Annotated in this window: 14 protein-coding genes; 4 read left to right on the forward strand and 10 right to left on the reverse strand. The window is 34.7% G+C overall.

Going from position 1 to position 12,382, the window contains the following annotated elements; genetic code table 11:
* Positions 1-275 precede the first annotated feature (275 nt).
* Entirely contained in the window at positions 276-512 is a 237-nt protein-coding gene (locus tag PXD56_RS15795; protein WP_276494311.1) for a hypothetical protein, read from the forward strand.
* A gap of 203 nt (positions 513-715) precedes the next feature.
* On the opposite strand, the gene PXD56_RS15800 is transcribed toward PXD56_RS15795, so the two are convergent.
* From PXD56_RS15800 to PXD56_RS15825, 6 genes are all read right to left on the reverse strand, one after another.
* On the reverse strand, positions 716-2,266 hold the full coding sequence (locus tag PXD56_RS15800) for an NAD(P)/FAD-dependent oxidoreductase (protein ID WP_276494312.1): 1,551 nt from the start codon (positions 2,264-2,266) through the stop codon (positions 716-718).
* Between the two features lie 75 nt (positions 2,267-2,341).
* Entirely contained in the window at positions 2,342-2,953 is a 612-nt protein-coding gene (locus PXD56_RS15805) for an alpha-ketoglutarate-dependent dioxygenase AlkB family protein (protein ID WP_276494313.1), read from the reverse strand.
* 129 nt (positions 2,954-3,082) lie between these two features.
* A complete protein-coding gene (locus tag PXD56_RS15810) occupies positions 3,083-3,562 on the reverse strand; it encodes a hypothetical protein (RefSeq protein ID WP_276494314.1) in 480 nt (159 codons plus the stop codon).
* Positions 3,563-3,669: 107 nt separating this feature from the next.
* Positions 3,670-4,044 carry a hypothetical protein gene (locus PXD56_RS15815; protein WP_276494315.1) on the reverse strand — a complete coding sequence of 125 codons (375 nt, stop codon included), beginning with the start codon at positions 4,042-4,044 and terminating at the stop codon, positions 3,670-3,672.
* 1 nt (position 4,045) lies between these two features.
* Positions 4,046-5,518 carry a potassium/proton antiporter gene (locus PXD56_RS15820; RefSeq protein ID WP_276494316.1) on the reverse strand — a complete coding sequence of 491 codons (1,473 nt, stop codon included), beginning with the start codon at positions 5,516-5,518 and terminating at the stop codon, positions 4,046-4,048.
* Between the two features lie 123 nt (positions 5,519-5,641).
* A complete protein-coding gene (locus PXD56_RS15825) occupies positions 5,642-6,085 on the reverse strand; it encodes a hypothetical protein (protein WP_276494317.1) in 444 nt (147 codons plus the stop codon).
* A gap of 116 nt (positions 6,086-6,201) precedes the next feature.
* On the opposite strand from PXD56_RS15825, the gene PXD56_RS15830 reads away from it, so the two are divergent.
* Entirely contained in the window at positions 6,202-6,471 is a 270-nt protein-coding gene (locus tag PXD56_RS15830; RefSeq protein ID WP_276494318.1) for an ArsR/SmtB family transcription factor, read from the forward strand.
* 48 nt (positions 6,472-6,519) lie between these two features.
* Entirely contained in the window at positions 6,520-7,536 is a 1,017-nt protein-coding gene (locus tag PXD56_RS15835; protein ID WP_276494328.1) for an LLM class flavin-dependent oxidoreductase, read from the forward strand.
* A gap of 13 nt (positions 7,537-7,549) precedes the next feature.
* Here PXD56_RS15835 and PXD56_RS15840 read toward each other — a convergent pair whose 3' ends face one another.
* The 4 genes from PXD56_RS15840 to PXD56_RS15855 all read right to left on the reverse strand — a co-directional run bounded on the left by PXD56_RS15840 (position 7,550) and on the right by PXD56_RS15855 (position 11,472).
* Complete coding sequence (locus PXD56_RS15840) at positions 7,550-8,524, reverse strand: carbon-nitrogen hydrolase family protein (RefSeq protein ID WP_276494319.1); 975 nt, start codon at positions 8,522-8,524, stop codon at positions 7,550-7,552.
* A 107-nt stretch (positions 8,525-8,631) separates the two neighbouring features.
* Entirely contained in the window at positions 8,632-9,777 is a 1,146-nt protein-coding gene (locus tag PXD56_RS15845; protein WP_276494320.1) for a ligand-binding sensor domain-containing protein, read from the reverse strand.
* 25 nt (positions 9,778-9,802) lie between these two features.
* Positions 9,803-10,654, reverse strand: coding sequence for a tetratricopeptide repeat protein (locus PXD56_RS15850; protein ID WP_276494321.1), 852 nt, complete (start codon positions 10,652-10,654; stop codon positions 9,803-9,805).
* Positions 10,655-10,671: 17 nt separating this feature from the next.
* Complete coding sequence (locus PXD56_RS15855) at positions 10,672-11,472, reverse strand: PIG-L family deacetylase (protein WP_276494322.1); 801 nt, start codon at positions 11,470-11,472, stop codon at positions 10,672-10,674.
* Positions 11,473-11,703: 231 nt separating this feature from the next.
* Here PXD56_RS15855 and PXD56_RS15860 point away from each other — a divergent pair, with 231 nt between their 5' ends.
* The gene (locus PXD56_RS15860) at positions 11,704-12,270 is read left to right on the forward strand and encodes a peptidylprolyl isomerase (protein ID WP_276494323.1); all 567 of its coding nucleotides are present in this window, start codon (positions 11,704-11,706) and stop codon (positions 12,268-12,270) included.
* Positions 12,271-12,382: the final 112 nt, after the last annotated feature.

The following is a 12,382-nucleotide window of genomic DNA, read 5'->3' on the forward strand; positions in this document are numbered from 1 at the left end:
CATCAACCAGCAGTCAACAATCTATTTTCTCTTCTCTATCTTCTTTTTTCTATTGTTTTGTATTTGAATTTGATTTTTGCATTTGAATTTTAACAAGAAATCGTTTAACGACACTTAAAATCGCTAAGGTGTTTTTTGGGCTGTTGCCGTTTATCGATGCGATTTTACACTTTACCCGAACTTGTGTCGAGTAACGAGAATTAGGGGTTTTTCAGCGATTCATCAACTAGCAAAACAAGGTCTGCGGCGTTCTATTAGTGTAACAAACGCAAGTCATGAAAACAATAATCGCAACTATCTTCATTATCTTTTTAACTTTCACAGCTCAAGCACAAAATAATACAGCTGATGTGAAAGTTGAAACGATTGAAATGAGCATCGTGACTGAAACTACAAACGAAATCAAAAGCGAATCAAATACAGAAGTTGCTCGTTTATACAAATTCAAAAATTCTAGAATCAAAAGAGATTTGAACTTTTTAACTAAAGCTAACAAACCTAAGATGGCTTAAGTTTTCAGTTGCCAGTTACAGTTTACAGTAATGAGTACTAAGTATTAGGTACGAAGTATGAAGTATGAAGTAAGAAAATAGAGAATAGACTTATTTTCATTAATTCCTTGTGTAGAAGATTTAGCAAAGCTATATTTTATTTTACCAACAACCAACAACCAACAACCAACAACGAACAACCAACAACCAAGTTGCACTTGAACTTACAACCCTGCCATTGCAGCTTCGGCGCAGCGTTCGCCGTCCATTGCGGCAGAAACGATACCACCAGCATAGCCACCACCTTCGCCACATGGAAAAAGACCTTTGATTACCGGGTGTTCTAACTTTTCATTTCTTGGTATACTGACCGGTGATGAGGTTCTAGATTCTACACCCACAATATTAGCTTCAGCGGTATAATAACCATGCATTTTATCACCAAAAGCTTTAAAGCCTTGGCGTAATCTACTACCTATCAATTTGGGTAGTAAAGAGTGCATAGGTGCGGAATTTAGACCGGGCTGATATGAAGTAGGGTTGAGGTCAGCAGATAAGTTACCTTCTACGAAATCCGTTAAACGTTGTGCAGGAGCAGTTTGGGATCTTCCACCAGAGGTGAATGCCAATCGCTCTAAGTTCTTTTGATATTCTAATCCTTTTAAGGCTCCGAATTTCTCGTATTTAGGAATATCCTTATCCACATTTATTTCAACCACGATACCCGAATTTGCATACAGGTTATTACGTTTAGATGGTGACATACCATTTACAACCACCTCACCAGGTGAAGTTGCAGCAGGAACTATAAACCCACCAGGGCACATGCAGAACGAATATACACCACGGTCTTTCACTTGTTCTACCAAGCTATATGATGCTGCTGGCAGCAACTCACTACGGTCACCAGAACAATGGTATTGAATACTATCTATAATATGCTGTGGATGCTCTACACGAACGCCCATAGCAAATGATTTAGCTTCAAGAGCAATGTCTTTTTTATGTAATAAATCGAATATATCTCTGGCGGAATGTCCCGTTGCTAAGATTACTCGTTCCACAGCCATTTCATCGGTTTCGTTTAAAACAATTGCTTTAAGCGTATTGTCTTTAATAACAAAGTCGGTCACTTTAGTATTAAAATGGATTTCACCACCATGTTCTTGAATAACCTCACGAATATTCTGTACAATTTTAGGGAGTTTATTGGTCCCAATATGTGGGTGGGCATCTACCAAAATTTGGTCTGTTGCACCATGAAATACTAAGCTTTCAAAGATTCGACGTACATCGCCGCGTTTAAGACTTCGAGTGTATAATTTTCCGTCAGAATACGTGCCTGCACCACCTTCACCAAAACAGTAATTACTTTCAGGGTTTACCTGATGGTCTTGATTAATAGCTTTTAAATCTCGCCTTCTATCTTTTACATTATTACCACGTTCAAGCACAATAGGTTTGTAGCCCATTTCTAGACAACGCAGTGCAGCCCACATACCAGCAGGTCCAAAGCCTATAATGTGTATGGGTTTAGCGTTGGATACATCTTTGTATTCGAAATTTAATGCATCATTAGGAGCTGGTTCATTAATGTAAATTTCCAGTTTGTAGTTAAAGAAAATTTTAGGCTTACGCGCATCTATTGACTTACGCAGCACCTTAATTTTAAATGTGCCATCTTCAAGTCCCAGATACTTTGCCGCACGTATTTCTAATCCGTTAGGCGTACCTTCTTCCTTTAATGATAATCGCAATTGTACATTTCTGACCATGCTGCAAAATTAAAGTAAAAAAGGGGATGTGAACTACAGAGTGGCAAAATTGGTAAAGAGAAGTTTTTAGTAAAATTATTTCTCTACAATAGTTCTAAAAGTCAAATTCACTCTAGGGAGTTTGCTTTTGGTAGTTGGCGGCAGGCGATGTAACCAATGCGTCTGTGTTTCATCTTTCATAATCAACAAACTACCTTTTTCTAAAACTAATTCTACTTTCTCTTTGGTTTCTTTATGTTTAAAAGCAAATTTTCGTTCCGCACCAAAACTAACGGAAGCAATGGCACCATTTTTTTTAAGGTCCTTTTCTCCGTCACTATGCCATGCCATACCTTCGCTACCATCATGATATAAATTTAACAGGCAAGAATTGAACGTTTCACCACTTTCTTGCTCTACTTTAGATTTTAATTCAAGCAATTCGGTCGTCCACGGTAATGCCAGTTTAGTAGTTTTAGAATAGGTGTATTGAAACGGTTTTTCACCGTACCAAGCTACCTTTCGTTTGGTTATAATTTTCTTTCCAAAGATGATGGCTTCATCGTTTTTCCAGACAATGTTGTTTAACAATGCATCTAAATAATGTATAGCTTCTTCTTCATTTAAGATTTTTCCAAAATAATGCACCGTTCCGTCATGCGGAAGTAGGTTTATTGTATGGTCTACTTCTATATCAAACAACTTCATAATTCTATCTTTCTAACTATCCAAAGAACTAAAGTACTTGGTAATCTTTTTAAAAACAAAAGCGAATAGCTAACCTTAATGAGATTATCTATCCGCTTTTAAAATTAAAGAGAACCGTGAAGACTGAACTTAATTGTTCATCAGCAAGTTTTTAATGGTCTTGTTCCATTTTTCTATAGACTGGAATTCACCACTTAATTGGTAGTTCACTTCTACGTCATAGAATTCAAAAACAATATCCGGTTCATTTGCTTTTTTTGAGAAAAATTTTAAAAGTAAACGCTCTGTTACTTTTTCTTTTCTAGCATAAGATTTACCAATATTGGCAATTTCACAGGTTTTGATCGTAGATAAGTCAACATGTTGATGATTTAATGTTTCCCCCGATTTTGAAATAAAAAAAACAAATTTCTTCTTTGCATCAACACCAATAGCGTAGTGTCCAAAAATCTCATGTTCCGTAATTTGACAATTATGTTTATTGGCGATATCGTTTAAAGATGACATCATTTGTTTTTCTTTTATTTTTCTACTTCTGCTGGTGACAACAAAAGGCATTGCACAAAGTGCAACAGATGCTAAACCAATAGCAGTTACTCCTAAATCCATTTTATATTTTTTAAATATGAGATACTGATTTTTTTATGATGTAACTGTTTTACATCATACCATACTTTAAACTGGGCTAACCAATTGGATAGCCTAATTACAATGGTTTACCAGAAACTATGGAATGGGAAAATAAGGTCAGACTTTCTGTGCCTGATTAAAAGGGTATTAGCGTACAGTTTGTACTGCTTAAATGTAGCGGTGAAAAGTAATTCACTACCGTAAATGTTTGAATTGAAACTTGTAAAAGGAAGCTTGTAGTTTGGCGATGTAACTTCGGCAACGTCAGAAATTGAAACCTCAGTTTGCTGTGCATGCGGAGATAAAACCTTTGTAAATTCAGAAAAATACGTGTTCTGATCATCACTTTGGGTTGTGGCAATATCATTAGAAAAGGGTAATGTATTTGCAGAGCTATATATACCGAAACAATAGATTGTAACGAGTAAAAGAACTTTGAATATGTTATTTGTACTTTTCACATTATGCAATAACCGCTTGGTTTAGAATTACATTAACTTCTTCCAGAATTTCATCATTATCTAAAAGTAAAACTAAAGTATCATTCGCTTCAATAATTGTTGACCCACCGGGTCTAACAAAAGTTCCTTCTCTTTTAATCATAACTATGAATGCGGCCCTTGGTAGGTGCAAATCTATTATTCGTTTATCTACTGCAAAACTATTTGGCAAAATTATAACTTCTTCCATCGCAGATTTAGGCAGATTTAGAATATATCTGTCATTTTCTGCAATAGGTTTTACTTTATCCGGTAAAGCTACATTCAACCATTTTGCAAAAACGGATAGCGTAGTGCCTTGTATTAGAACCGAAGAAACCGATATAAAAAATACAATACTGAATATGATATTGGCTTTGTCGATACCTGCCAATAGGGGATACGTAGCAAATACAATGGGAACAGCACCGCGTAAACCGACCCAAGAGATGTAGAATCTTCTACCTAACTTCATTTTAAAAAACATTAAGCTAAGAAAAACACTAACAGGTCTAGCAACTAGTATTAAGAATACAGAAATTAATAAACCAATGCCTAAGTAAGGTACAATTTGAGACGGAAAAACAAGTAGTCCTAAAGTCAAGAACAATACAATTTGCATTAACCAAGCCATACCGTCGAACATTTTCAAAATGGTCGATTTATGAATTAGATTTTGATTTCCTAAATACACGGCACAAATGTAAATGGCCAAGAATCCGTTACCACCAATAGCGTCTGTTGCTGAAAATGTAATAAACATTAAGGCAATGACCAATACCGGATATAGTCCTTCAAAACCTAATTTAATTTTATTAATAATGATTTCACTAAGTTTCCCAAAGGCAAATCCTCCAATACCACCTATAATCATTTGTTTTAAAAACAACGGAATTATGGAAAGTATACTTAAATCTTGATTGATGACCAGCGTTAAAAATGCTAGCGTAAGTACATATGCCATTGGGTCGTTACTACCACTTTCTAATTCTAGGGTTGGTCTTAAATTACTTTTTAAAGCCAAGTTTTTAGAGCGTAAAATGGAGAATACCGCAGCAGCATCGGTAGATGAAACAATAGACCCTAACAACATACTTTCATAAATAGTAAAATCTGTAATATAGTATACAAAAGTACCTAGGGTCAATGCAGTCAATAAAACCCCTAAAGTAGAAAGCACCAAACCTTCTTTAAGTATTGGTTTTACTGCACTCCAGTTAGTATCTAGTCCACCAGAAAACAAAATAAAATTTAAAGAAACTATACCTATGAATTGAGCAAGTTTAGGATCATCAAATTGAATGCCGCCAATACCATCAGAGCCTGCCAGCATACCAATGGCCAAGAAAAGAATCAATGTAGGTACCCCAAATTTATATGAAGTCTTACCTACTATAATACTGATAAACAGCAAAATAGAACCTACAAGAAGTATGTTTTCTATGGTGAGATTCATTGGTGGTTATTGCACTTAATTTTAGCATGGCAAAGTTATATTATTTATCAAAAAACCAATGTAAATGTTAAGGTTTGGCACAATGTTAACATGTTGAATTAATATCCAAGATGTATTGAAAATTTAATCTGTCTTTCTAAATAGGGCAGTTATAATATTTATGAGGTATAATAACTGGATTATAATGACCAAAAATAAAGTGCTAATTCCAATTTGCCCAAGATCATGATGAAAAACAAAGTCTAAACCTGGGCTGTCTTGATGTATTTCAGGTGATATAATTGGGATTAACAGAAGTATAAGAAATCCCAAAATGGTGAGGATTAAATGAATCACTGTCAGCCAATTTAAAAGTTTTCTGTTCAACTTAATTATTACCCAATAACCAAAACCAAGAATACCGAAAATAATAGAGATTAAAACAGTTAAGTTGATTAAATCCATTACTAAATAGGTGTCATAAATATTGATGACTAGTGTCTTATCAGGTTTTAGAAATCCAACTAGTAGTATAAAGGGAATCAAAATCCAGAAGATTATATGTGGTGTTTGAGTAATTTTCTTCATTTATCAAATGTAGTATTATTCTTAAGGTCAAGTTAATCATTATTAAGATCATCCCAATTTATACTTTAAGTCAATATTTATAAATACATTTGCATGTATCAATATATTAAAACATCATGGAGCTAATACAAGTAGAGAAAATTTCTAAAGCATTAAGTGATGTAAATCGGTTGAAATTGTTGCAGTACATGCAAAAGAACCAAGGAAAGGTAGAATGTACTAAAGCTTGCAATCTACTAGATCTAGCACAGCCTTCTATAAGTCACCATGTAAAAAGACTTGTAGAAGCCGGTTTGATAAATAAGCACAAAATAGGTCGTAATTATAGTTACACTTTAAATCATGAAGTGTGGGATAATTATATATTACGCTTACAAAACCTGTAATTTTTAAAAAAAAAACATATTGATACTTTTAAATGTATAAATGAGTTTATTGGTATGAAAAAGATAGATTATTCCATATTAGATTTAGCTATAGTATCTGAAGGTACAACGCTTAAAGATACTTTTGATCACTCGGTAGCTCTTGCCCAAGCAGCGGAAGAAGCAGGATATACACGTTTTTGGTTGGCAGAGCATCATAATTCTGTCGCTATAGGCAGTAGTGCTACATCAATATTAATAGGTAAGATTGCAGAAGAGACTAAAACAATACATGTAGGGTCAGGGGGAATAATGCTCCCAAATCATTCCCCATTGATAATAGCAGAGCAATTTGGTACGTTAGGTATTCTATACCCAAACCGTATAGATTTAGGCTTAGGTCGTGCGCCAGGTACGGATCAGTTGACTGCCCAAGCAATACGTTCAGATTTTTTTCAAGCAGCGCAGTCGTTCCCTTTAGAAGTGGAAAAAATACAACGCTATTTTTCTACTGAAAATGCCGATGCTAAAGTACGAGCAACATTGGCAGAAGGGGTAGAGGTACCTTTATACATATTGGGGTCAAGCACAGATAGTGCTCATTTAGCCGCTAAAAAAGGTTTGCCCTATGCATTTGCCAGTCACTTTGCGACCGCACACCTAATGAACGCCTTGCAAATTTATCATCAAGAATTTCAGCCTTCAGATGTATTAGAAAAGCCATATACTATGGCAGGTGTTAATATTATCATTGCAGATACAGATGAAGAAGCAGAGCGCATTTCAACATCGCTATATAAAATGATTATTGGGTTGCTTACCGGTAACCGCGGATTTATGCAGCCACCGGTAGACATGACTTTAGATTTGCGAGAATTAAGTCAGAATCCGTCAGTGCAACAAATGTTGAAATATTCTTTCATTGGTAGTAAGCAGACCGTTAAAAAACAAGTGCAGCAATTTATTGTAGATACACAAGTAGATGAACTTATTGCGGTAACCAATATTTATGACGGTCAAGACCGCATAAAATCATATCAATTATTTGCAGAGATTATGAAAGAATTGAATGGAGAGAAAAATTAATTTCTCTCCATTTTTAATTTTTTATTTCAACCGTAGATTGCCTTTCCCTGTTTACAACAAGTTTTGTAACATCAGGTCTAGAATAATGCCCAACAGGATCAAAGTTTTGACGTTCTTCTAGAACCCTATTAAAATCTATGGTTGTCGTTATAATTCCCTCTTTATCAATTACAGGAGGTAAAACCCATTCCCCATCTGGACCTGCAATACAAGAACCTCCGTTTGCCAAGGTTTCAGGACAATTTTCTAATATGGCATTGAGGTGCGGCGTATCTTCTGGAAAATCTTTTTTGCTCATTAAGCTAGAAACGGAAACAACATAAGAGCGCGATTCTCTGGCAATAAATCGTGTGATGTCTGCCGTATTGTAATCGGAACCTGGCCATACGGCAATATGTAAATCTTCACCTAAACCATATAAGGTGGCTCTTGGCAGTGGCATCCAGTTCTCCCAACAGTTTAACCCGCCAACGGTAAAGTTTTTAAGATCATGAACTTGTAACCCGTTACCATCACCAGGAGCCCAGGTAAGTCGCTCTTCATAAGTAGGCTGTAATTTTCTATGTACCGATTTAATTTCACCATCACTATTTATATATACAAGAGAACAGTAAATACTATGACCACCTCTGTTTTGTGCACGTTCCATTAAACCTATATAAATAGCAATTTTATGTTCTTTGGCAAGCGCACAAATATCATCTAATTCGCCAGCCTCGATTTGAATGGAATTCTTAATATAATGCGCATGAATTTCTTTTTGCACGGTAGAGTTGAATTTTGCACCATCGGTCATGGAAACCCAAAAAGGATAACCCGGTAAAAGTGCTTCCCCAAAAACGACCAGTTCACAACCATCGTTACTAGCCTTAACAATGTTTTCTTTTATTTTATCAATAGTAGCTTCTTTATTTAACCAAACAGGGGAGATTTGAGCCATGCCTATTTTTAGGTTGTTTTGATAGGGAGTATCTATAATTTTAGTCATTTGAGCAGTAATGTTATATTATATTTTTTAGTTTTATTTCTATTATTTTCTTAAAGATCAACTTTAATTTAAAATTTTAAAACAACTGAATTACAGTCTATTATGATTTATTCTTTTAAGATGTCATTTTGACTAACATGATAAAAAGAGATACCGTTAAAACGAAATAGACCCAAATAGCCACCTAGCCAAATGCGACCTTGGTCATCTTCAAAAATACTTTGTATGGCAGCACTTTCTAGTCCGTTAGAATCGTTGAAATTTGTGATAGAGGTTTCATTATATCGGTAAACTCCAAAACTTTCAATAGGAAACCAAATTTGACCAGATGAGTCTTCAAACAAGCTCCATACTTCGGTACTATTAGCTCTTTCTTTTGTTGCTACTTTATGAAATGATTTTCCATCCCAAAAGCATACTCCTCCGTAGTGCGTGGCAAACCATATATTTCCATTTTTATCCTCTAAAATATCATTTACAGCGTTATTACATAGTCCGTCGTTCTCAGAAAGATTTGCTAACGATTTACCGTCATAAAAATATGCACCGGCATTAGTACCGAACCACATATTACCTTTGCTATCTTCCATAATACTATGAACAATTTTTTCACTGCTAATGCCTCTATTGTAATCAGGTGTTCCTTGAGGTAATGAAAATGTAGAAAAGCTTTGACCATCAAATAAGTTGATTCCTTCTAAAGTGCCTATCCATATAATACCTTTACTATCCTTAAATAAACTCCAGGTACTATTATGATGTAAACCTTCTTTTTGTGTGAAATTAGTAAATGAAATACCGTCATATTTTGTTAAACCATTTTCGGTTCCAAACCAAATGTTACCCTCGTTGTCTTCAATGATTCCTCTGACGGCGACACCACCAAAGCCTTGATTAATAGAGAAATAGTCAAGAGACGTGCCGTTATATCTAGCAACACCATCTCCATTGGTGCCTAACCATAAATTTCCTTTTTTATCTTGGAATATTCTACGCACAAACGTACTTATAGGTATATCAATAGTAGGTTGTAGATAAGGACTACTATATTCAATTTTAGCAGGTTCCGTATGTTGTTTTGGAATATCTTTTAAAGAGGTTTTTGAATCTGTCTTTTTGGTATTTGGTTCATTTTCAGATTTTTGACCATTACAAGAGATAATACATGATGAAAATAGGAGAAGGAATAATGCCGACAACGGGGTATTGTATCTATAAATATTTGCCGTCTTTATTATTCTTGTAGTCTTCAAATTGGTTTATTTAAGGGGTATGGTTTTAGTCGTTACCATCAGTAATTTCTAATTTGGTAACAATTTGTTTTTTAAACCGTTGGGCAAAAATATGCTTTGGATCCAATTTAAGTGCTTTGTCAATATATCTGTTGGCTTTCTCTAGACTATCCATTTTTAAATAGATACTACCATAAAGAACATAGGGCTGTGGAATCTTTGGGTCGTTTATTTGTTCGTTAAAATCATGAGCAGTAGAAAGTGCAGCTTCAAAATCACCTATTTCAGACATTAATGTGGCAGCGTAGCTAACAAAGAAAGGTATTTTCTTTTGCTTCTCAGTAGTAAGCTTATGTAGTGAATCTAGCGCTGGTTTTGCGCCATAAATAGCATTTAATACTTCTATATATTCCCCTTTTATATAGCTTTCATTAGGGTATTTGTGTACAAAGGTTCGGTAGTTTTTTTCAGCTGTAGCTAAAAAATCAGGAATAAACTCTTTAGGTAATGGTATGTTCTGGTCGCGGGCATTAAAAAGTTCTATGGTTATACGGGTAACCTCTAAAATTAATTGGTCGTCTTCGCTTACCGGTATGTTAGAATTGTTGAGATCCTTTAATATTTGAATTCTTTCCGTTCCGTTTTGCGTGCTTTTACCAACTATAGCTTTACCGACTACAAAGGTAGAATCAAAGGTTATGGCTTTTCTAAATGCTTTTTCAGACAAGGTCCATTGTCCATAATCTAATATATATTCCCAGCCTTTGTTAAAGTAAAATACGGCAGAATCGTTTTTAGCACCGTAAGAATAACCTGCTGGTTTAGAAGAAGATTTACTTTGTTTTTGATGACATGAAGAAAACAGTATGAAAACTAGTATATAAATTGAATGCTTCATTGCCATGTAGAATATGTTTACTCGAAAATATTATTTTTAATTTCATTAGAACCATTCCACGGTCTAAAATAAATGACCGAGTCAGTTTGGGCAACTATGGTAAGAAGATCATCAATGGCATCTTCGTTATATTGAGATTTATGACAGTTAGCAGACTTATGCCCAAGTTCCAGATCTTCTTTACTGTAGAGTATTTGATAGCTAAGAAATTTTTTCTGAGTTCTTTTAAGGTTATCGTTTAACCATTGTACCAAATCGGTTTTAAAATTTACGTTCTTATTATCGGTCTCTTTAGGGTATGCGTAGTAGAGCAAATTTTGTAACGATTCTGACGTTTCTCTTTGAAAAACCTCAGTTACCACGTTGCTCACAATTCTGTGGTCTGGGTGCCCGTATTGCCCACCAGGTCCAAAACTAATAACTGTGTTGGGTGTATAGGTGGTAAACAGACTGTCTATTTTTTCATCTAAAGAATTGATGTTTTCTTTCAACGCTAAATCACCATCTGTATATTCTAAAAATATAGGCGGATTAATATTTAAAGTAGTTGTAACACACAAAGCTTCTTCAGCACGAGTTTTTGCAAGTAATTCACCAGCGGGAATTTTGGCATGTGGCGTGACGCCATTAGAACCATCGGTTACGATAACTAGATGTACATTAACACCTTGTTTTTGGTATTTTGATAGGATAGGGGATATTACTATTTCATCATCAGGGTGTGCAAAAATAGCCATTAAGGTTTTGCCTTTGTATGTTTCTTGATGAGATGTATTACGCTGAATTGAATTCTCTTTTTGATCTATCGATTTTTTCATTTTTTCATTACAGCTAGTAAGTGATATAAAAACGGAAAAGGAGAGAAGCAGTATTGAATTACGGGTCATTATGTTTATTAAAATGTGAACTATGATGGTATTGATATTATACTGAAAGTAACGAAAATAATTGTCTAGGCTAGAGTCAATATATTTAAGCTTATGACAAGTTAAGAACTAATTTTATATATCAATATTTATTACTTTAACTGTCTGTTAAAATATAACTAGATGAAGTTTTTAAAGTATTTGTTGGTATTCGTACTATTTACAGCGTGTAAATCATATAACATAGGTAAAATTGACACTCCCCAAGGAGAAATTTTAATTTGGTTGCATGATGAAACTCCAAAACATAAAGCTAGTTTTATAGAACTAGCGAATGCAGGCTATTGGGATTCACTGACTTTTAATAGGGTAATTCCAGATTTTGTAGCGCAAGGTGGTTGCCCAGATACTCCAGAAGGATTTAATGATCCCGAATATTTATTAGCTCCAGAATTTGATTCTAAATTAACCCATACGTACGGAGCGGTAGGAGCAGGGCGAGATGGTAATGCCGAAAAGTTATCGGCACGTTGTCAGTTTTATATCGTACAAAATAAAGATGGTCTACATCGTTTAGATGGGGATTATACCGTTTTTGGTAATGTTTTAAAAGGAATGAATGTTGTGAATGCAATAGTAGATGTACCAAAAGATACAACCGATACACCTTTTACACCAATACCATTAGACGTTTCAATTATAAAAATTTCTGAGAAAAGGTTAAAAGAACTCAAGCGGGAAAGTAAATAATTAATTGTTTACCCCCTTAAAGTCCGCATTATATTTAGCATCGATGAAAAAGCAGCAAGTCGAGTATCTTTAAAGTTCTCTAAAACAATAAGATATGAACACTCAACAAACT

Source organism: Maribacter zhoushanensis (assembly GCF_029350975.1).
In the GTDB taxonomy this organism is placed as follows: domain Bacteria; phylum Bacteroidota; class Bacteroidia; order Flavobacteriales; family Flavobacteriaceae; genus Maribacter; species Maribacter zhoushanensis.